Source organism: Stieleria mannarensis (assembly GCF_014154935.1).
GTDB classification, from domain to species: Bacteria; Planctomycetota; Planctomycetia; order Pirellulales; family Pirellulaceae; genus Stieleria; species Stieleria mannarensis.
Genome location: NZ_JACEHH010000030.1, coordinates 1 through 21955 on the forward strand (window position 1 = coordinate 1; position 21955 = coordinate 21955).

At 61.6% G+C, this 21955-nt stretch carries 15 protein-coding genes; 8 read left to right on the plus strand and 7 right to left on the minus strand.

Going from position 1 to position 21955, the window contains the following annotated elements:
- Nucleotides 1-180: 180 nt before the first annotated feature.
- Together H1B37_RS19925 and H1B37_RS19930 are read right to left on the minus strand one after the other, a co-directional pair.
- Nucleotides 181-1083: a transglutaminase family protein gene (locus H1B37_RS19925; protein ID WP_182868413.1), complete on the minus strand. Its 903-nt coding sequence runs from the start codon at nt 1081-1083 to the stop codon at nt 181-183.
- Nucleotides 1080-3626: a circularly permuted type 2 ATP-grasp protein gene (locus H1B37_RS19930; RefSeq protein ID WP_286177927.1), complete on the minus strand. Its 2547-nt coding sequence runs from the start codon at nt 3624-3626 to the stop codon at nt 1080-1082. The genes H1B37_RS19925 and H1B37_RS19930 overlap by 4 nt, the downstream gene beginning before the upstream one ends.
- 184 nt (nt 3627-3810) lie before the next feature.
- On the opposite strand from H1B37_RS19930, the gene H1B37_RS19935 reads away from it, so the two are divergent.
- Nucleotides 3811-3987, plus strand: a complete 177-nt coding sequence (locus H1B37_RS19935) for a hypothetical protein (RefSeq protein WP_220498280.1) — start codon at nt 3811-3813, stop codon at nt 3985-3987.
- 42 nt (nt 3988-4029) lie between these two features.
- Here the strand turns inward: H1B37_RS19935 and prmC are convergent, their stop codons facing one another.
- From prmC to H1B37_RS19960, 5 genes are all read right to left on the minus strand, one after another.
- Nucleotides 4030-4941 carry a peptide chain release factor N(5)-glutamine methyltransferase gene (prmC, locus tag H1B37_RS19940; protein WP_182868415.1) on the minus strand — a complete coding sequence of 304 codons (912 nt, stop codon included), beginning with the start codon at nt 4939-4941 and terminating at the stop codon, nt 4030-4032.
- Entirely contained in the window at nt 4941-6020 is a 1080-nt protein-coding gene (gene prfA / locus H1B37_RS19945) for a peptide chain release factor 1 (protein WP_182868416.1), read from the minus strand. Before prfA ends, prmC begins: the two co-directional genes overlap by 1 nt.
- 180 nt (nt 6021-6200) lie before the next feature.
- On the minus strand, nt 6201-6443 hold the full coding sequence (rpmE, locus tag H1B37_RS19950) for a 50S ribosomal protein L31 (RefSeq protein ID WP_147871058.1): 243 nt from the start codon (nt 6441-6443) through the stop codon (nt 6201-6203).
- Nucleotides 6444-6643: 200 nt separating this feature from the next.
- Nucleotides 6644-7081, minus strand: coding sequence for a fasciclin domain-containing protein (locus H1B37_RS19955; RefSeq protein ID WP_436298586.1), 438 nt, complete (start codon nt 7079-7081; stop codon nt 6644-6646).
- A gap of 575 nt (nt 7082-7656) precedes the next feature.
- Complete coding sequence (locus H1B37_RS19960; RefSeq protein WP_182868418.1) at nt 7657-8664, minus strand: NAD-dependent epimerase/dehydratase family protein; 1008 nt, start codon at nt 8662-8664, stop codon at nt 7657-7659.
- A 283-nt stretch (nt 8665-8947) separates the two neighbouring features.
- On the opposite strand from H1B37_RS19960, the gene H1B37_RS19965 reads away from it, so the two are divergent.
- The 7 genes from H1B37_RS19965 (at nt 8948) to H1B37_RS19995 (ending at nt 21930) form a co-directional block, all read left to right on the plus strand.
- On the plus strand, nt 8948-12349 hold the full coding sequence (locus H1B37_RS19965; RefSeq protein ID WP_353620870.1) for a tetratricopeptide repeat protein: 3402 nt from the start codon (nt 8948-8950) through the stop codon (nt 12347-12349).
- 17 nt (nt 12350-12366) lie between these two features.
- Nucleotides 12367-13362: a MotA/TolQ/ExbB proton channel family protein gene (locus tag H1B37_RS19970; RefSeq protein WP_286177928.1), complete on the plus strand. Its 996-nt coding sequence runs from the start codon at nt 12367-12369 to the stop codon at nt 13360-13362.
- Nucleotides 13363-13365: 3 nt separating this feature from the next.
- Complete coding sequence (locus tag H1B37_RS19975; RefSeq protein WP_147871056.1) at nt 13366-13785, plus strand: ExbD/TolR family protein; 420 nt, start codon at nt 13366-13368, stop codon at nt 13783-13785.
- Between the two features lie 304 nt (nt 13786-14089).
- Complete coding sequence (locus H1B37_RS19980) at nt 14090-16777, plus strand: prenyltransferase/squalene oxidase repeat-containing protein (protein WP_182868491.1); 2688 nt, start codon at nt 14090-14092, stop codon at nt 16775-16777.
- Nucleotides 16778-17206: 429 nt separating this feature from the next.
- Complete coding sequence (locus H1B37_RS19985) at nt 17207-17911, plus strand: DUF7450 family protein (protein ID WP_182868419.1); 705 nt, start codon at nt 17207-17209, stop codon at nt 17909-17911.
- A 507-nt stretch (nt 17912-18418) separates the two neighbouring features.
- Nucleotides 18419-19870, plus strand: a complete 1452-nt coding sequence (locus tag H1B37_RS19990; protein ID WP_182868420.1) for a MotA/TolQ/ExbB proton channel family protein — start codon at nt 18419-18421, stop codon at nt 19868-19870.
- Nucleotides 19867-21930: a hypothetical protein gene (locus tag H1B37_RS19995; RefSeq protein ID WP_182868421.1), complete on the plus strand. Its 2064-nt coding sequence runs from the start codon at nt 19867-19869 to the stop codon at nt 21928-21930. Before H1B37_RS19990 ends, H1B37_RS19995 begins: the two co-directional genes overlap by 4 nt.
- The last annotated feature ends 25 nt before the right edge of the window (nt 21931-21955 follow it).

Here is a 21955-nt window from a genome sequence, read left to right on the forward strand (position 1 = left end):
GTTGGGGACAACGGTTCTACACTTTTTTCAGCGCGGGTGACCGCGGGACGGTCAGGGGGAACAGTTGGGGACAACGGTTCTACACTTTTTTCAGCGCGGGTGACCGCGTGGCGGTCAGGGGGAACAGTTGGGGACAACGGTTCTACACTGGGACAACGGTTCTACACTGGGACAACGGTTTTACACTGGGGCGATCGGTTCGACGTCGACACTGACTTTGAGGGTGTTGGTGCCGCCGCCGAGGACGACGCCGCGCATCGGGCTGACGTCGTCGTAGTCGCGGCCGATGCACACGGGGATGTGGTCGGTCCCGACCAGGCAGGCGTTGGTCGGGTCCAGCCCCAGCCAGCCGATTTCCTCGCCGGCGTAAACTTCGACCCAGGCGTGGGATTCATCGGCCCCGACTAGGCGTTCTTTCCCAGGGGGCGGCAGCGTCCGCAGGTAGCCGCTGACGTAGCGTGCGGCCAGCCCCATCGAACGCAGGCATGCGATTTCGACGTGGGCAAAGTCTTGGCAGACGCCGGCACGCAAGGTGAACGCTTCCTTGGTCGTGGTTTCGACGGTGGTGGCCGTGGTGTCGTACTTGAAATCGTCGTTGATGCGACGCGTCAAGTCCAAGGCCGCGTCGACGATTTCGCGTTGCGGTGTGAAGGAACCTTCGGCGTATTGGCTGAACGGTTCGGCCGGGGGGATCCGCGGCGAGCCGAAGCGATGTTCGTCGATCTTGGGGCGTCGCAGTTGATCCGGGCTGGTCGCCAACAGCGATTCCCAGTTCGGCGATGGTGACGTGTCCTCGGTCGCAGAGGCCGCGACGGCGACGACGCTTTCCACGTCGACGGCCAGCGACTTGTGGATCGCTTCGATCGAAAACGTGATCACGCGATTGCCGAAGTAATCGACATGTTCGTCTCGGCTGGTCGGCTCCGGCGCGATCTTCAATTCCGTCCGCTCGCACGTCACATTGCCTCCGCTGACCGGTTGCATCCGCACTTGGTTCTGGCACACCGCCACGTTGTTGCTGTAGCGGTATTCGGTCAGGTGGCGGATTCGGTAGCGGATCTTTGCGTCGTTGTCTTCGCTCATCGCCCCGTCCCAGTCAGGAATTGTCTCACTTCGGTATGGATCAGGTAGCGGGCGTTGATGCCTTCGGCCAGCCGTGGCAAATCCTCGGCGACCTGCTGGAGCAAGGCCTGGAGCTGCGCCAGCGTGCCGTCGTCACCGGTATCGGACAGCTGGATCGGGTCGGCGGTGGTGATCCGGTATTGCAGGTCCAGCACAAGGCGTTTGATCGCATCGAGTCCCACCGGGCCTTCGACGCTGGGCAGTTTTTCGATCAAGCTGGCGATGTGATCGAGTTGAAACCGCAATGAGCGTGGGTTGGTTTCGTCGGTCACCAACAGGTCGATCACCGGTGCCAAGCGGACCAGATTCTTGTAGCGTGACCGGTAGGTGACGATGCTGTCGGAGACCTCCAGGACGGCTTCGCAAATCGATTTGCCGTTGTCAGTGGCGGGGCACAGTGTCGTGACCAGCAATTCGCAGAGGTGTTCGGCGCGTTCGATCCGTCGCCCTAATTCCAGGAATTGCCAGGCATGGGTGCGGACCAGGCTCTCACTGGTCAGTCCCGCCAGGGCCAACAGGTCGACGATCAGCCGGTCGACGCGTTCGATCGCTTCGCCGATGCCGATCGAATTGGCGCCCGAGGCGGTGATCGAATTGGTCAGTTCGGCGGTGGCGCGGTGCACGATCCGGTAGGCTTCGCTGGACAGGCGACCGCGGACGGCGATTGTGTTGTGCATCACCGATTCCAGGGTGCGAATCAGCCCACGTGGTTGGTCGCGATCCAGGACCGATGCGGGCAGGGTCTGTTCGACGTGCGGCAGATTGGCGACGAAGGGTTCGATGGCAAAACTGGCTTCGATCTGGCCCATCGACGCGAGTGTCCGCACCAGCCGTTGGACTTCGGCCAGCGTGTCCCAATGCTCCTCCCCGGCGATCCGGGCCAGCGTGGTCCGCATCACGCGCGAGATCGCTTCGGCGCGTTCGGCATAACGGCCGAGCCAGTAGAGGTGTTCGGCGACGCGGCTGGGCAATTCGTCGCCGCCGCGACGCAGTTTGATCACGGTTTCCGAATCGGGCAGCAGCGTCTTGGTTTCGTCGACCGGTGTATCGCTGGTGACCCAACAGTCCTGGGTCATCTGGCCGCTGACGGGCGATCGGGTCAGTTCCAGTTGATCGTGCCCGACGCGGGCCAGGGCACCGGGCAACACGGTCACGCCGCCGGGGGTTTGCAATTGAAACGATCGCAGCGTGGCCTTTTGCGGTTCGATTTGGTTGCCGGTCCAGACCGGGGTCTTGCTGAATTGCAATCGCTGTTGGGCGACATAGTCCGACGGTTTGGCATTGAGTCGTCGCAGAAAGGCGTCGCGATCATTCTGTGACAACTCGCTGAGCACGATCGCCGAGCCGCCGGAAACCGCGAACGCGTTGCGGAAGTTCAGCGAGTTCAGGTGCTGCATCACGTAGGCCCGGTGGTCGGGGTCGCCGCACCAATAGGTTTTGGCCGACGTCAATTTCAATTCGTCGCCGAAAAAGAAACGATGGGCGGCGTCCAGGTAGGGCAGCAGCGCGGGCGTTTGGACCAGCACGCTGCCGATCGCGTTGACCACCGCGACGCTGCGACGGCGAACACAACGCAGCAGCCCGGTGACGCCTTCGCGGGTCGTCGGATCGAGTTCCAGCGGGTCACAGCGGCGATCGGACACGTGTCGCCAAAGGACTTGAATCGGTTGCAATCCGCCGAGTGTTTTCAGGTTCAGTTCGCCGTTGCGGACGGCCAAGTCGCTGCCTTGAACCAGGTTCAAGCCGAGGTACCGCGCCAGGTAGTTGTCTTCGAATTCGCGATAGCTGCCGCTGGGCGGCGTCAGCAAGACCACCCGCGGGTTGTCGCGATGGCTGGATGCCAGCGAATACAGGTGTTCCTTGAGCGATTCGAAGAACGATGCCAGCCGCAACGTGTTGCTGTGCCGGATCAAACTGGGCATCACGCGGCTGGTGATGATGCGGTTTTCCAGCAGGTACCCCAAACCGCTGGGAGCTCGCGTGCGGTCGCCGGTGACGTGCCAGACCCCATTGGCATCGCGGGCCAAATCGGTCGCGGTGACGTGCAGGTGTTGCTGGGGCGTTTCCAAGTTGTGGTAGGTGCGATTGAACGACGGGTTGGCCCACAGCAACTCTCCCGGCACGACGCCTTCGCGGATCAATCGCTGGGGGCCCAGCAGGTCGGCCAGGACGGTTTCCAGCAGACGCGTCCGTCCGGCCAACGCGGTCGACAGTTCACTCCATTCGCCCGCTCCGATCACGAACGGGACGACCGACAGTTGCCAGGGGCGATTGGTTTCTTCGGGGGTCTCGGCGGCGTGAAAGGTGACGCCGTTCTCGCGACAGAAACGCTCGATCGCCGCCGAGCGGTCTTGAAGTGCTTCGCGGCCCAGGGTGTTGATCTCCTCGCTGACCAGCGCCCAGTGGGGGCGCACCGCTCCCTCAGCGTCGCAGCGCTCGTAGTAATCGTCGGCGTGCAGCGTGGTGTCGTTCCACAAGGCGTTAGATTGGAGCGTCGTGTTCAATCGATCCGTTTTCCAGGCCGGGTGGAGATTCGGTTGCCACCTGGGAATCGTTCTCAGGTCGTTCGAGCCGATACATCATAGCCGCCCGCGATGGATCGTCGATGGGAAGGGTGTCGCGCGCGGCCGATGATCGGGCGTCACCCCCGGGAAAACACCTATTTGGGCGGGATACAGAGCATTCGCGGTGCCCCGGCGACGCTTTCCGACCGTCGCCGTGTTCTCCGAACTCGGCGAGCCCATCAAAGTCGCCGTGTTCTCCGAACTCGGCGAGCGCATCAAAGTCGCCGTGTTCTCCGAACTCGGCGAGCGCGAAAAAGCGAAGCTTTCCCCGCGCCGACCTCGGAGAGGACGGCGACTGTGACGGCGACTGTCCCGCCGAATCAAAAAACGTAGCCGCGGTAGCCTACTCCATTCGCCCCAGGGACAGGATGCGTCGGTGGCCGGCCAGGTCTTTGATGAATCGCAGGTCCCCGAGTTCGCTGATGTGTTCGGCCAGGTCTTCGCAGGCTTCGGCGATCATCGGGCTGAGTTCGATGATCAGCCGGCCGCCGGGTTCCAGCCGCGGGTACGACTCGGCCATCAGCCGCTTGATCACCTCCGTCCCGTCTTCGCCGGCGACCAAGGCCGATTTCGGTTCGTGGTCGCGGACCGAGCGGTCGAGTTGCGCGAATTCGCTTTCGCTGACGTACGGCGGGTTGCTGCAGATCAGGTCGAACGTCGCGGGTTGGTCGACGCCGGAGAGCAGATCGCAGCATGTAAAGTCGACGCGATCGGCAACCTCGTGCTTGTCGGCGTTCCACCGTGCAACGTCCAACGCCGGTTCGCTCAGATCGGTCGCGGTGACTTGGGCGCTGGGCAAATGGACTGCCAGGGCGACGGCGATCGCGCCCGATCCGGTACCGACATCGGCGATTCGCAACGGGCGGTCGCTGATCGACATCGCTTTGGCACAGTCGAGCGCTTCGATCACCAGGTGCTCGGTTTCCGGTCGCGGGATCAACGTGTGTTCATTGACGCGGAACCGCAGCGAGTAGAACTCTTTGTAACCGACCAGTTGCGCGACCGGGGTGCCTTCGCCGCGCCGCCGGACGAGTTCACGAAACGCAGCCCGTTGTTCTGCGTCGGGTTGTTGTTCGAACGCCGTGTAAAGTTCGATGCGGCTGCACTGGCGGGCGTGGGCGAGCAAGATTTCCGCTTCCAGCCGCGCCGAGTCGCTGCCGCGTTTTTGAAAGAACTCGGTCGTCCATTGCAGTAGCCGCAAGACGGTCCACGGTTGATCGGCGGTTTGCGATTGAGAGCTTGAGGAATCAGACATCAGTCCACCATGTCTCCGCGGAGTTGATCCCGATCGTATTCGATCAACGCTTCGGTCACCGGAGACAGGTCGCCGGCGAGGATCTGGTCCAGTTTATAAAGCGTCAGGTTGATGCGGTGGTCGGTCAGGCGGTTCTGGGGAAAGTTGTAGGTGCGGATGCGTTGGCTGCGGTCGCCCGATCCGATCAGACCCTTGCGTTGTTCGGCTTGTTTGGCGGCTTCTTCTTCGCGTTTCTTTTCGTAGATCCGCGCCTTGAGCACTCGCAGTGCTTTGGCCAGGTTCTTGTGCTGACTTTTTTCGTCTTGGCATTGGACGACGATGCCGGTTTCGTGGTGGGTCAGTCGGATCGCCGATTCGGTTTTGTTGACGTGTTGGCCGCCGGGGCCGGAGGCGCCGAATTTGTCGACGCGATAGTCGTCGGCCTTCAAGTCGATTTCGACGTCTTCCGGTTCGGGCATGACGGCGACGGTCGCGGCACTGGTGTGGACACGGCCTTGAGTTTCCGTTTCCGGGACACGCTGGACGCGGTGTCCGCCGGATTCATAGGCCAAGTCGCGATAGACGCTGTCGCCTTCGAGTGTCAGCGTGATGTCTTTGAAGCCGCCCATGTCACTGGGGCTGCTGTCCATCAGCTCGACTTTCCATTTTTTCAATTCGGCATAGCGGCGATACATTTCAAACAGGTCGCGGGCGAATAACGCGGCTTCTTCACCGCCGGTGCCGGCGCGGATTTCCATCACGCAGCGGGTGCGATGGCTGTCTTCACCGCCGATGGTCATCGACAACAGGTCTTCCCACAGCGATTCGCGTTGATGCCGCAGGTCGGCCATCTCCGTTTCGGCCATTTCGCGTTCTTCGCTGTCCTCGGCCGCCTCGGCCATCTCCTTGCAGCCCTGGATCTCGTTGCTCATCCGTTTGAATTCGCGGTACTTGCCGGCCAAGCGGGCCAAGCCGCCGTGCTCGCGTGCGGTCGCGCTCATCCGCGCCCCGTCGCCGAGCACTTCCGGGTCGGACATGTCGCGTTCAAGTTGCTCGAATCGGTCCAGTTTTTCTTCCAGCAGGTCGCGAATGGAGCTCATGGTCGCAAGCGGTCCGTGGGGGACGTCGGGGGGGGCAGGTGGCGGAGTGCAGAAATCGAAGAAAAAAACCGCATCGTCCTGCGAGCTGCGAGGACCATGCGGTTGGCGTAGCCTGGCGTCAGATCACTTGGGGCACCCGAATGGTCGGGCCGGAGTGGTCTGGCGGCGAAAATGAAGTGGCTATTTCTTCTTTTTGCCTTTCTTCTGCAAACTGCCGTAGGAACCGGCGGCGAATTTCTTTTGGAATTTATCGATCCGGCCGGCGGTGTCGACGAATTTCAGCTTGCCGGTGTAAAACGGATGGCAGGCGTTGCAAATATCGACCTTCAGCTCGCCGCCACGGACGGTGCGGGTTTCAAAGGAGTTGCCGCAACCACAGGAGATCGTGGTCGCTTCGTACTTCGGGTGGATGCCTTCTTTCATGGCATTTCTCTCGTTGTTTTTGGGGTGCAAGCGGGCCTGGCTGGCGTACAGAACCGCGAAGCCCCACAAGATAGGCAATCGTGGCCCGATTCGGCAAGGGCTGTCCCGATAACGACCGAAAACTCCGCCGGCGCGTGGTGCGCGCCGGCGGAGTTCGCTTTCGTCTTCTCAAGGGGGGACGAGCGACGGGCGAATTAAATTCAGCTCTTGGGCAGGATCACGGTGTCGATGACGTGGATCACCCCGTTGGAGGAGTTGATGTCGGTTTTGACGACCTTGGACTTGCCGTTCAAGATCACGCTGCCGTCCTTGACCTCGATCTTGACGGCCGAGCCTTGGACGGTCTTGGCTTCATCGAGCCCGACGACCTGCTTGGCCATCACCTTTGCCGGGACGACGTGGTAGGTCAGGATGCTGACCAGCTTTTCCTTGTTCTCCGGCTTCAGCAGACTTTCCACGGTGCCTTCGGGCAGCTTGGCAAACGCTTCGTCGGTCGGGGCGAAAACGGTGAACGGTCCCTTGCCGGAAAGCGTGTCGGCCAACCCGGCAGCCTTGACGGCGGCGACGAGGGTGTTGAAGGACTTGGCCGCGACAGCGTTCTCGACGATCGTCTTGTCACACGTTCCGCAACCGGCCATGGCCGAAGCACTGAAGGAACCAGCCAAGACCACTGCCAACGCCATTGCTACAAACTTACGCATCGAAATTCTCCACAAACAGATGTGGTGAACAGCGCGGCGGCGTGCTGACAAACTTCCGTCAGCAGGGGATGAATCGCGGCGACACTGTTTCACCGAGGTTGTTTTCTCGTGCACCCATTGTCGCAGTGCGGCAAGTGGTTTTTCGAAAGAAATCTTGGGGGTGTGAAGGCGGGGGCGTGAAACTTATTACTGAGCGACTTGTTTTTCAGTAAAGTGATGTAGCCCAACAACAACGAGGGGTTCAACAAACGACGCAATGTGAACGGACCACGGAACGCTCACGCGTGTTGGGCGGCGCGTGTTGTTCAACCCCGTTGGGGTTGCCGGGTGTGGCGCGTCTGAGCTTGGGGTGCGCTATCGCGATCCCAAGCTTTGTTGTGACACGCCGCTGGCGTGCAACCGCGACGCGGTTGTGTTGTCATTGCTTCACGCAACGCAACGTGAAATTCACCCGGAATAGATTTCACGTCCCGAGCATTGGAACGAGGGTTGGGGGATGACAGGCTGGAAGCCTATCCCACGGTGGGACGCATGGACTGGGCGACCGAGTCGATGATGGCGTCCAGGTCCTTGGTGGCGGCGTAGCCGATCGTTTCGGCGATCCGTGTCAGGTCGGGGACCCGGCGGCGGATGTCTTCGAAGGTTTCGTCGTAGGCGTCGGCATAGGATCGAAAGTCGATCTCGGCTTTCGGGTTGACCCGCTCGATCACGCGTTTGGCAAGCTCCAGAATCGACACCGGGGTGTCGCTGCCGATGTTGTAAACGCGTCCGTGTGCGGACGGGGTGTCGACCAGTTTGATCACCGCGCCGACGACATCCTCGACGTGGGCGAAGCATCGGATCTGCGCGCCGTCGTCGTGCACGATCAGTTTCTCGCCCTTGATTGCCGCTTCGACGAACCGCGGCAGCACCATGCCGTAGGCGCCGGTTTGGCGTGGACCGACGACGTTGAAGAACCGCCCGACGACGACCGGCAGTTGTTGTTCCTTGTAAAACGCCAACGCCAAGAATTCGTCGATCGCCTTAGACACGCCATAGCTCCAACGCGGCTTGGTCGTCGCACCGAACACCAAGTCGTCTTCTTCCGACCAGACTTCTTTGGGGTTCTTGCCGTACACTTCGCTGGTGCTGGCGATGAAGCATGGGACGTGTGCCCCGCGACGTGCCCGTTCGCCCAGTCGGTCCAGGATCAATTGAGTCGGATAGACGTTGCGTTCGATCGTCTGGATCGGCTGCTTGGCGATCAGCGCGACGCCCACCGCCGCGGCCAAGTGGTACACGCTGTCGGCGCGGCCGACGACTTCGGCCACTAGGCGATCGTCTTCGACCGATCCCTCGATGTACTCCAGGTTCTCGTGGCCCAGAATCGGATCCAAGTTCTTGCGTTGACCGGTCGACAGGTCATCGACGATCAGGACCCGTTCCCCCCGCGCGAGTAGTCGCTGTGCGAGGTGCGAGCCGATGAATCCGGCGCCGCCGGTGATCAGATGGGTCTTGCCAGAGGGGCTGAGTTGCGTCACGTCAAACTTTCACTGTGAAAACGTATAGGTGTCCTGCACGACGGTTGCGAAGCTAACTGATACGTCACGAGGGACAGGAACGGTTCGCTGGGAAGGCGTTGTGGTGTGGAAACCGCCGGAAATGCGACATTTTGGCCGGTATTTGCAGGGATCCTCGCTCTCCCGGGCCGACTTTTCGGTCTGGGCAATCCCGAGGGCGAACTATCGACTCCAACGACACACCGCTAAACTGTGGCTGATGTCCCGTCTGTCACCTGGACTCCTTTGCCCCCCAAACATCGCCGTGCGTTCTGATTCTTTTGTTCGATCCCCGGCTTGTTCGACGCCGGACCTCGCGTTCCCACTCCGTGCGATTGCCGCCTGTGGGAGTGTTGCCTGTGGGAGTGTTGCCCGTGGAAGCGTTGCTGCGGCTATTGCGGCGACCGTCCTGCGCCGCTGCTGTGTTTTGGCGATCGCCCTGACGGCTCTGCTGGGGCTCTCGATTGGCGATCGGCTGTCGGCGGCCGAGTCGACCGAGGAGTCGATCGCGTTGTATGCCGACGCGGCCAATTTTCAGACCGGCGGTGCGATCGAACTGGCGATCCAGAACTGGAAGAAGTTCTTGGAGATGTACCCGGACGACGATCTGGCGTCCAAGGCGGCGCATTATCTGGGCGTCTGTTACATGCAGAAGGAAAACCCGGACTACGTCGCCGCGGCCGAAGCGTTCGGGGTGGCGTTGGAAGACAAGAAGTATGAGCTGCGTGAGGAGAGTCTTGCCAATCGCGGCTGGTGCTTTTACGCGTCGGCCGGTGACGGTCCCCGGCGTGACCGATCGCAACTACAAAAAACGATCGAAACCTTCGAAACGCTACGCAAAGAGAATTCCAAAAGTGCCTACATCGACCGCGCGTATTTTTACAGCGGTGAAGCGGCTTATGGACTCGGTGAACGGGCTCGTGCGATCGAGTTCTATCACCGATTCTTGTCGCTGCCGTCGGCCAAGGATTCGCCGCTGCGGTGCGATGCTCTGTACGCGTTGGGCATCGCCCACGAGGAATTGGACCAAACCGGCGAGGCTGTCGAGACGTTCGAGAAGTTATTGAACGGATGTGCGGACAGCCCGTTGGTCGTCGATGTCCATTTGCGATTGGGCGATTTGATGATTGCGCAGCGTGATTACCCGGCCGCGGTCACGTCGTTCGACAAAGCGATCGCGGCGGCCACCGAGGATGCCGACACGAGTTATGCGATCTTTCGACGCTCGTACGCGCTGGTGCAGGACGGCAAGCCGACCGAAGCGGCCGCCGGGTACGATCGATTGCAACGCGAGTTTCCCGATTCGCCCTACGCGGCCAACGCGACGTTGGCTTCTGGACAAAGTCTGTATCGCGGCGGCGACATCGATCAAGCGGCGGCCAGGTTCGAAACGGTGCTGACGCAAAACAGTCCGGTCGCGGCGACTGAAGCGGCGCACTGGTTGGCGCGAATCAAGCTGGCAAAGGGTGACGCCGCCGCGGCCGTCGCGATTGCGAAACAGCGATTGGACTCCGGAGTCGAAGGCGACTTTGCGATCGATCTGCGTGTCGATTTGGCCGAGGCGTTGTCGATGAACCCGGCGACCGTCGCCGAATCGATCGCTGTGGCCGAGCAGGTCTACCGTGACGCACCGGATGATCCCCTGGCCCCACGGGCGCTTTACAACGCCGCCTTCTCTGCTTTGCAAGTCAACGACTATGAAAAGGCGGGGCGGCTGGCGGGCGAATTCTTGAAACAATTCGCGTCCGATCCGCTGGAGAGCGATGTCCGTTTTATTGTCGCCGAAAGCCAACTGTTTACCGGCAAGACACAGGCGGCGGTCGACAGCTATCAGGCGTTGCTGGAAACCGCGGCAGCCGACAACGTGCAACGACCGGTGTGGGTCTTGCGGACCGCCGTCGCGATGAATTCCATGAAGGCGTTTGACGACGCCGTCGCGCTGTTGAAAAAAGAGTACGCGAGCTTGGAGCAAGCGTCGCACAAGGCCGAAGCACAGTTCCTGGTCGGACAAGCCCATTTGATGTCCGATCGGCCAGCCGATGCGGCCGAGTCGTTTGGGCGAGTGGCGGAGGTCGCGCCGGAATGGTCACGCACCGCGGAAGCTCGCCTGCTGCAGGGAACCGCGTTGCTTTCGGCCGGAAAGTCCGACCAGGCGAATGCCGCGTGGCAGGCGTTGATCGACCGAGACCCGGCGTCGGCGATGGCGGACCAGGCACGTTACAAACTGGGGCAGCTGGCGAGCAAAGCGGGCGACTATGCCCAGGCGGTGAAGCTGTATAGCCAGATCATTGACGCGGGACGGGACCAAGGTCTGATCCCCTATGCACTTTACGGTCGCGGCTGGTCACACATGCAGCAAGGCAACCATGCCGAAGCCCTTAAGTCGCTCGACGTGATCTTGGATCAATCGCCCGGCCACTCGCTCAGTGACGACGCTTTGATCGCGCGGGGCATTTCGCATCGCACACTCGGTGATCTGCAGTCTGCCCAAGCGGACTTGCAGCAGTACTTGGAACTCAGGCCGACTGGAGTCAACTTGGGGCACGCGTTGTACGAATTGGCGTTGGTGGATCAAAAGCAAAGCCGTCCCGGTGACGCGGCGGAAAAACTGCAGCGGCTTGTCGACGAGGTCGCGGGCTACCCGGCGATGGACAAGGTGCTGTATGAACTCGGCTGGTCGTTGCGTGAATCGGACAAGGAGACGCAAGCGGTCGAGCAGTTCCGTCGTTTGCTGGACGAATACCCCGAGACGCCGTTGGCGGCCGAGGCGGCTTACTTTGTCGGCCAGCAACGTTATTCGGCCAGCGATTGGCCGACCGCGGTGAAGTACTTTCGAATCGCCGCCGACAAGACGAGCGATGATGCGATGAGCGAAAAGGCGCTCTATCGTCTGGGATGGTCGTTGTTCAAAGAGTCCAAGCTGGACGAAGCCCGAGAGGCGTTTGCCAAACAGGCGGAAAAACATCCCGGGGGAAACCTGGCGATCGACGCACGGATGATGGTCGGGGAATGTTTGTTTAAACAGGAGTCGTTCGAAGAGGCGGTGCAGTCCTATGCGATCGGCCGGCAGAAAATTCGCGAGGCCGACGAAAACGCCAACACGTTGCGTGACGCCGCCGAACGCCAAGTCCGCGAGTTGATTTTGTTGCACGGCGGTCAGTCGGCGGCACAGCTGAAGCGTTGGGATGAAGCGATCGGTTGGTACGACGAATTGAAACAACGGTTCCCCGCGACCGCTTACCTGCCACAAGTCTTTTACGAAACCGGATTCGCCTACCAACAGAAAGGCGATCTGCAGCAGGCACTCAAGTATTTCGGTCAAGTCGCCGAGCAGTATCGCCGTCGCGAAGTCGGCGCGCGGGCTCGATTCATGATGGGCGAAATCTATTTCGGTGAAAAGCAATTCGACAAAGCGATCCCGGAGTTTCAAAGTGTGATGTTTGGTTTCGGCGGTGAGAACGCGCCGCCGGCGATCAAGAATTGGCAAGCCAAAAGTGGGTTCGAAGCGGGACGCTGCAGCGAGTTGCTGATGCAAAGTGCCCGGACCCAGGATGCAAAGAATCGGTCGCGTAAGTTCGCGACACAGTTTTATCAGTACGTCGTCCAGAAGCATGCCGGACACGAACTGGCGAAGAAATCCGCCGAGCGTCTGGAGGCGTTGCAGTAGTCGTGACTTCCAATCAGATGAACCCGCGTCGCGATGACGACGCCAGGAAAAAACGAATCACGATGGTCTGCTTGGTCGTCGGCCTTTGTGCGGCGTGGTTGTGCGGCGCGACAGGCTCGACTCGCACTTTCGCACAAGACGACGCCGGACTGTCGGTCGATGCGTCCGAAATCCAGTCGGTCATGAATGCCCAGCCGACAGACGAACAGCCGCAAGCGGTCGCCGAGCCGACCGGGATCGACATGTTGTCGCTGATCATGCGCGGCGGTCGGTTCATGATCCCGATCGGGTTGATGAGCCTGTTGGTCGTCACGCTGGCCGTCGAACGGATGCTCAGTCTAAGACGCGGGAAAGTCATGCCGCGGCGTCTGGTTCGCGAGCTTCGCCGACTGGCCGATCCGGTGGAATCCTTTGACCCGCCGACGGCCTATCAGGCATGTCTGCAACACCCTTCGCCGACGGCCAGTATCGTCGGTGCGATGTTAATGCGCACCGGCCAGCCGCTGGGGGAAATCGAACGCACGGCGACCGAGACGATCGGGCGTGAGGCCGACCGCTATGCGTCGCCCGTCCGCTGGTTGACGCTGGCCGCCGCGGCGACCCCGTTGATGGGGCTTTTGGGAACGGTCTGGGGCATGATCGTTGCCTTTCACGAGTCGACATCGCTGTCGGCCGATCGCTCCCGCAGCGAGCAACTTTCCGAAGGCATCTACACCGCCTTGGTCACCACGCTGGCGGGGCTGGCCGTCGCGATTCCCGCAGCGATCTTTGCCCAGTACCTGGAAAACCGAATCGCGAAATTGTTTCACAGTGTTGAACAGCTTGTGTTCGACCTGGCACCCGGATTGGCCCGGTTTGACGGCCGGCGACGGCTGGACAGCGATGGCACGTTGATCCCGATCCAGTACGTCGACGGCTCGGCAGGCAACGTCACTCCGCCGCCACCCCCGCCGTCGCACGCGCCGCCCCACGCCGGTGTCACCGACGAGGCCAACCAAGCCAAGGCGAGTTGATCGATGGCTGTTCAAATCAAACGCTCCAGCGTCGCCGGGACGCTCAGTCTGACACCGCTGATCGACGTCGTGTTTCTGCTGCTGATCTTCTTCTTGGTCACCAGCGAGTTTGAGGAGGAGGAGCGTCGCTTGGACATCGTCTTGCCGACGGCCACCAGCGCCGTGCCGATGATCGGCAAGCCTCGCGAAATCGTGATCGACATCGACAAGGCCGGCGAAATCTATCTGCGCGGACAAGCGACGTCGCTACCGGACCTGGAAAAACTGCTCAAGGCCAGCGTCGCGTCCAACCCGACCAACCAGTCCGCCGTAATCCGAGCCGACCGAGAATCCTCGTTCCAACCCGTCGTCAGCGTGATGGACGTCTGCAATCGAAGCGGAATCAGCGATTATTCGGTGACCACGCTGGAAGGCCCGGAGTGAGGGAAGTTTTGAGTCTTGAGTCTTGAGTCTTGAGACTTGAGACTTGAGACTTGAGACTTGAGACTTGAGACTTGAGACTTGAGACTTGAGACTTGAGTTTTGAGTCGGTTCCATCTGTTTTTTGTCACCCATTTTCTTGTCTCTTTATTCCCCACCTCTATTTTTCTGCCCCCCATTTTTCTGTCATCTGCCTTCTGTCCTAAACCCTGAAACCTAACAACCCGCCGCGGACCGATTTATCTTGCGAATTGAATCTGACTATGACCGTCCTCGTGTCGAAAGCACGCCGACCGATTCGGCGCGGATGTGGCCGCTGGATTTGTCGGTGGTCACGCTGGCCGGTCTGGTCCTGTTTCTGATCGCGACCCCGTTCCGGTTCGACGACCCGCGTCTGCTGTACAACGCGACGACGTACCTGGTCGGAATCATCTGTGTCGCCGTGATCCTTTCCTTGGTTCTGCGGGCGATCACGTCGCGGTTCCTGCGCAAGGCGATCCTGTTGGGGCTGCTGTTCAGCATTTCGGTGCACCTGTTGCTGTTGATCTTTGCGATCCACTACGTCGTGTTCGCGGCCTATCAACCGCTTGCATCCAAAGGCGAAAAACGCGAGCGGACGCCGATCCGAAAGACCGTGCCCGAGCATATCTTTCAGGCACCCAAGGAATCCAAGGAAACGCCCGATTGGTCCAAGCCGGTCGACGCGGAAACCAAGTCTCGCGAGATCCCCAAGGAACAGCGTCAATTGCCGCCGGTGGAACGATCGCAACCGCGGTTGGAGGTGCCCAAGCCGCGGCAGCCCGAAAACCAACCGATGCAGAAGTTTTTGATGCAGCGGAATCAGCCCAGTGCGAGCGAGCCGATGCCGGCCGATGCGCCGGGGAAACTGGCGCGGCGGGAGAGCAACGCTCCGGCGCCCAAGCCGCAAGCCGAGTCGATCGAGGTGCCCTCACCGGCTCAAGAGATCGCCAGTCCCGTTCCGGCCGCACCGGCCGAGCGCAAGTTGGCCGACAACGCCACACCGAGTGCATCGCGACAGGCGGCGGCACGCTTGGACATGCCGGCCGTGGTGCCTCAGCCGAGTGAATCGATCCAGACCCCGCGGGCGACGCCTGCGGCCACTTCGTTGAGCGCAAATGAATCGATGCCGACGATCGGCGACGCGGGGCTGGCGCGAGCCAGGCGTTCGCGGACGATCGCCCAGCCGTCGGCGGTCGCCGGTGCCGCGCCGGCGCCCGTCGTCGTCTCGGTGGCCCGGGCCAGCGACGAGGCCTCGCTGATGCTCTCGCCGACCGACATTCCGACCGAGACTCGCGGTGAAACGACCGGGGCCCAGATCACGCTCGGCCCCGCACCAAGCTTCATGACTGAGACCGCCCCGGTCAGTCCGACCGGCGGCGCGCGGGTCGCTCGCAACACACTCTCGGCCGCGGTCGGGGCGCCCAACGTGAACGCCGGGCCGGCGACACGGGCGCCGGGGCGCGGCCGTCGCATGAACGTGGTCCGCGGATCCTCTCCGATGGGAACGATGACGCCGGCCGAGTCGGTGCCGGCCAGTGCCGCGGGAATCGCCGGCGCGGCGCCGTCGGATCAGCTGGATGATCGACTGGGCGCAAGCGATGCGGTGGTCGGGCGTGAAGGCGAATCCGGTGGCGCGGCGACGGCCGAGTTGGCTCCCGCCGGCGCACCGGCGATGGCGTTGGATCTGTTGGCCGACATCGGGCCGGTCGGGATCAGCGACACACTCGCCCCGTCGGCCGGATTGATCCCCAGCGATGCGCAACCGGAGATCGCGGCGATGGAGTTGCCACGCGAAGCCAGGCCGAGACGCCAAGTCGGCGGGCCGGCCACCCCGGCGGGCACCAAGATCGCCGCCGTGGAATCGTTTTCGCGACGTGTGATGCGGACCAGCGGCGGCGCCGCGTCCAGCGCCCCCGGCATGGGAGGCCCGGCGACTGAGGAGGCGATCGAGCGAGGGCTGGCCTATCTGGCAAGCGTCCAGAACGATGACGGCAGCTGGTCGTTGCAGGGCCACGGGGACCGCGTGATTTTGCGAAGCGACACCGCCGCGACCGGATTGTGTTTGCTCGCGTTCCAGGGCGCCGGCTACACCCACACCCAACACCAATACGCCGGCACGGTCAGCAAGGGGCTGAAGTTCTTGCTGGACAACCAACGTACCAGCGGAAACCTGTACCGCAGCGAAAACGAACTGAGCGATCGAAACGTGATGTTCTACAGTCACGGGATCGCCGCCTTGGCGTTGTGCGAAGCCTATGGGATGACCCAGGACCGCGAGCTGCGTCAGGGGGCTCAGGAATCACTGAACTACATCATGGCAACCCAGCACCGCAGTTACGGGGGTTGGCGTTATTCGCCCCAGGTCAGCAGCGACACGAGTGTCACCGGGTGGATGATGATGGCTCTGAAAAGCGGCGATCTGTCCGGGTTAGACGTGTCACAAGCCGCCTATGACGGGATCGATCACTGGTTGTCGCTCGCACGCGGCGACGGCCCGGAGCGGTTGGATCGCTATCGGTACAACCCGTTCGCCGCCGACACGCCGCAGCAGCGACACGGACGTTTGCCGACACCGACCATGACCGCCGTGGGCATGCTGATGCGGATGTACAACGGGTGGAGTCGCGAGCAACCCGAGATGCAGTCCGCCGCGGAGTATCTGCTGAAGTACCCGCCGCGGCTGGGAGAGCGACGCCGTCCGTTACGCGATGGATACTATTGGTATTACGCCACCCAATTCATGTTTCACATGGGCGGCGATTATTGGGACCGTTGGAATCAATATTTGAATCCGCTGTTGCTGGAAACTCAGATCAAGGTCGGACCGGAAGCCGGTTCCTGGGACCCCGAATTGCCGATCCCCGACCGCTGGAGCGCCCACGCCGGCCGGTTGTACGTGACCACGATGAACCTGCTGAACTTGGAAGTCTACTACCGGCACCTGCCGATTTATGAGGACACGGCTGCGAAGTGAGGGTGGGACGTACCGGGCGACTGTGGCTTCGTTTTCGATTGGGCTGGATAGTCGCCGTGTTCTCCGAACTCGGCGCGGGGGAAAGCTTCGCTTTGGCGGTGCCGAGTTCGGAGAACACGGCGACAGTGGCTTTGTGATTGATCGGGCTGGACAGTCGCCGTCCTCTCCGAGGTCGGCGCGGGGTGAAGCTTCGCTTTGGCGGTGCCGAGTTCGGAGAACACGGCGACAGTGGCTTGGTTTTCGATTGGGGTGGACAGTCGCCGTCCTCTCCGAACTCGGCGCGGGGCGAAGCTTCGCTTTTGGGGTGCCGAGTTCGGAGAACACGGCGACAGTGGAAATCAAGGCTGCGGTCGATCCCTAGACGGCAGGCGATAATGGAGCAAACGCCGCGTGCTCACTCGTCCGCTTCTGCTTACCGGACCCTCTGTCATGTTTGCCCTGCCCTGCTCCGCCCTGCCCTTCCGCGTCTTGTTGCCCGTCGTCTTGGTGGCACTGGCAATGGTGCCGCGATCGGTCGCCGAATCGCCCCACGACGTGGTGTCGGTGAAGGCGTCCAATCCGGTGCTGCACGGTTTGGAAGTGAAGACGGAGTTGGACGAAAAGCGTCGCTGGATCAATTTTCGCGGTCCGAAATTGTACTCGTCACCGCGCGACATGGATCAGGCGGACAACGGGCGGCCGAGCTACTTGAATTGGTATTCCATCCGCAAACCCGATCCCGAGTCGGGCAAGACGATCCAGTTGCGAGACGTCTACAGCGGGTCGCAGTCGTTCAGCGTGCGGTTGGGGCAGCCGGTGTTTTATTTGATTCCCGCCCAGACGGTCGCCGACGGCCCGCCGGCCGAGGTCCCCGAATCGTTGGGTCATTTCATCGCCTTCGAAATCATCGACGTCGATTCGCTGGCGTTGCCCGAACCCACGCCTGGAAAGCCCGCGTTGGTTTGCGTGCCGGCCGAAGAATGGCATCATGAAGAGCATGTGCCGATCAAATCCGCGTCGAGTTACCTGATGGTGTACGCGGTCGAGGCGAGTGCCGTCGACGGCAGCGTCACAACGATCGATTCGTTCGGGCTGAATCAGCTGGCGGTTGAAATTCTGGAGTTCGTTTACGTGACGGCCAGACGGGGGCGTTGAGCAGCGAATGCGGGCAGTAGCGGAAGCCGCCAAGGCTTTCGGCTCTCTCGCGCCGGTGGCGGAGCTCCACGGTGGGACGCAGGCGAAAAATAGGACCCATAGGACCAAGAGAACCTATGGGACCGAGGTGTGATTGGGGACGGTGGTGTCCTATCGGTCGCATCTGTCCCATTGGTCCTATTTCCCCACCCGCCCAGTCGCATTTGGTGCCACCCATCAATTCGCGAGGCGTGATTGCTAGCGATTCCATGGTGGGCGCCTGCTTGGTGGGTGGCACCATTCGCAGGGCGTGGTTGCCTGCTTGGTGGGTGGCACCATTCGCAATGCGATGGGGGCGAAACTCTTGGCGAGTTCCGCTACGGTGCGTTTGTGCGCTGGTCGGTGGGGCGGCTGTTGAATTCTGCGGATTGGGTGGAGATGGCCTGAGGGGGAAGACGATCAGGTGGTAAGGATTGTGCTTGGACACCGGTCCAACAATCGGATTCCTCCCTCGGCAAGGACGCTGGCGTGAGCAAAACTGAGTCGCAAAACGCAGGCAAGTTTGATAGCAATCAGGACAGTCGAGTCGCGGATCACCGCGACCGGCTCAGCGGCATCGTCGCGGTGGCCGGCGGGGGCGTGTTGGCGGGCGTCTTTTATGCGCTGGTTTACGCGACCTCGTGGGCGCCGCTGGAACGCTACTTCCTCGGCCACCCGGTGGCGATCGCGGCGACCATCCTGTTTTGCATCGCGGTTTGCATCCTGGGGCTGAAGGCCTGGGCGACGCGTCAACAATGGGCGTTGCTGCGACGCGCCGACGATGCGGCCCTGTCGCCCCAACGACAACTCGATTCACCGACACAGGAATTCCGCGACCGTCACGACGCCGGGTTTGTCGCTCAGACCTGGTCGAGTGATCTGGCCAAGCTGCCTCGCGAGGTTGCCCGCTGCCAGCTCGTTGTCCGGCTGCGTGAAGTCCTGATGCGTCAGTCCGGGCGTGGGACCACCAAGCATTTGGCCGACGACCTGCGCGAGCTATCCTCTCGCGATGCCGATTCGGCGCACGACTCGTTCGCCCTGGTCCGGATCATCGTCTGGGCGATCCCGATGTTGGGGTTCTTGGGGACCGTGATCGGGATCACGCAAACGCTGGGCGGCTTGGATTTTTCCAACGGCAACGCGGCGGTCGACAATTTGAAGAGTGGCTTGTACGTGGCGTTTGACACCACAGCGTTGGGCTTGGTGCTTTCGATCGTGGCGATCTTCTTGCAGTTCCCTGTCGAACGCAGCGAGCAACAGTTGTTGGCCGCGATCGATGAACGCGTGGGCTTTTTGACTGGGTTGCATCTGCCGGGTGATGAAGTCGCCGACAACCAATTCGAATTGCTGGCCCAGTTGTGCGAGGGCGTTCGTACGGCGGTCGCGGAATCGCTGAGCAACCAAACGACGCTGTGGCGGGAAACGATCGACGAAGCTCAAGGCTATTGGCAGCAAGCTCACAACGTGCAATCGCAAAGCTTCGTCGACGCGGTGGAGCAAACTCTGACGCCAGCAATGCGCGAGCATGCCAATGCACTTCACGACCATGCCGAGCAGATGGAGCGTTCGACGCAGCGGAACCGAGAACAGCTGGAACATCAATTCGACCGATGGCAATCACAGCTCTCGACGTGGCAGGAAACCATCGTCGCCGGTGCCGATGCGATGACGAAACAGCACGCGATGATGCTGGATCAAGTCGATCAGGCGGCGTTGGTCCGCGAGCAAGCCAGTTCGGTGTTGAATCTGCAACAAACGTTGGCGGCAAACCTGAATCTGTTGGACGAAACAAACCGTCGCATCGATGAGAACATGGGCGCGGCGGCAGGCCAGGGAATGGCCGACGCGATGATCGTGCTGGCGCGTGCCGTGGACGTGCTGAGCCGCGAGATGGTGGCGGTCAAGTCGAACATGAACCAAGATTCGAGGCGGGCTGCATGAGCGGGCGTCGACGCCAGAGCCTGTCGCCGACACTGTTCCCGTTCCTCGCCGTCTTGGTTTGTACCCTGGGGACGTTGATCCTGCTGTTGGCGTTGGTGGCACAAAACACCTCCGATGCGGCGCAACAAATCGCCGAGACAACGGTCGAAGATCCACCGAGCGATCCGGGACAGTTGACCGTTGGTGACGTCGAACTGTTGGTCGAAGAGGAAGAGTTTCGCCTGGGCGAATTGATTTCTTTTCGCGACGCACAGACGGGTGACCTGGAAGACCGACGCGACCAACTGGCCCACGTCGAAGACCACATGCGACGCATCCGCGAGCGGTTGAAACAGATCGGCCAGGCGATGGAACAGGCGATGTCCGAGGATCCGATGCCGGCGGCAACGGCCGAAGAGGTCAAGAACCTGAAGGAACAGCTGGTCAAAGAACAGTTGGTGGTGAAGCAGCTGCGCGAAGAAATCGAAACGGCCAAGCCGCGTTTTGTGATCGTTCCGCACCAGGGACCCAACGGCACCGACCGGCGGCCGCTCTATTTGGAGTGCACGGCCAAGGGCGTGACGATTTGGCCCGAAGGCGTCACGATCACGCGGAACCAATTGGAGCAATCGTCTTCGACGGCCAATCCGCTCGATGATGCGCTGCGCGCCGCTCGTTACCACGCGATGCAGCAGTACGGCGACACGATTCCGCCCTACCCGATGTTGTTGGTCCGTCCCGGTGGCGTGGACAGCTATTACGCGGCCCGAGCGGCGATGACGGATTGGGACGACCAGTTCGGATACGAATTGGTGCCGGACGATGTGAATCTGGCCTATCCCAATCCCGATCCGGTGATGCGCCAGCGGATGGAGTACGCGATCAATCAGGCACTCGATCGAATGACCAAACAGTCGATCGTGCGATCCATTCGGGGATCCGGAAGTCGCTATCCCGGCAGCCGCTCTGTCGACGGGCCGGTGGGCAACGGCGGGAACTTTCAGCGTGGAGCGGGAGCCGGCGGATCGGTTGCGGGGGCCGAGGGTCAGATGCCGCCAAGTTCTGCCGGACCGTCACGCCCGCCCGCCAAGGTGCCGCGGTTGTCGGTTTCACAAATGGATCGTCAGGGTCGGCAAAGTGGTTACCGCGACCATCGGATGTTCCCCACGCGAACCTACGGCGGCGGTGGATCGAGTGATCAAACACCGCTCACGCCCGAGGCGGCCAAACAAAGGTTGGACCGGCAACTGCAAGAGTCGGCGTCGTTGTTGGCCGAATCGGAAGCCACTGACCGTCAATTGAATCAGGCGGCCACGACGGCGGTCGGTCAGATCACCGGTGGAACAGATGCGGATTCGTCCCATCCCAAGACCGCCGGGATGCAGTTTCCAAGCAGCGGCGACGAGCAATCATCCTCGGCGGTGCTGGCCCAGGGCAATTCGGATTCCGGAGGTCGGCAACGAGTCATTGGCAAGGCCAACGCTAAAACCCAAGACGATCCCGGCGGGTTCGGCCCCTTGGCCGGGGCGCCATCGGGGATGAACCGAATGAACCAGCCCAAGGTGTCGCAGCGTAGGAAAGCCCCGGCGCCGACCGAGGGCCAGAGCGAAATCGCGAATCAGAATCCGACATCCACGCCATCCGATTCGCCCCAGAACCCTCGTCGGTTGGTCCAGCGACGCGGCGCCGATTGGGCGTTGCCGAGCAGTGTCACGTTGGGCCGCGGCAATGAGATCGTTCGTTCGGTCCGGATGCAAATCTATCCCGATCGGTTCGTGTTGTTGTCCGATGCGGTCAGCCGGACGGACGAAACGTTCACGCTCGGCCCGGACGACTTCAATCAGGCGACGCTGGAATTGGCAACCAGTGTTCGTGACCGGATCGAGCGTTGGGGCGCGGCCGCGCCCGGTGCCCGCTGGTCGCCGCAATTGAAGGTCGATGTGATGCCCGGTGCGGAGCCGCAGTACCAACAATGGAGCCGGCTGATGATCGGCAGCGGGCTGCCGATCCAGCGTGTCGGCGGCGATCAAGGTGACGGATACCGTCATGCAGAAACCAACCCGCAAGGTGATTTCAAATGAGCGGACGACGACGCAGAGAAGGAGT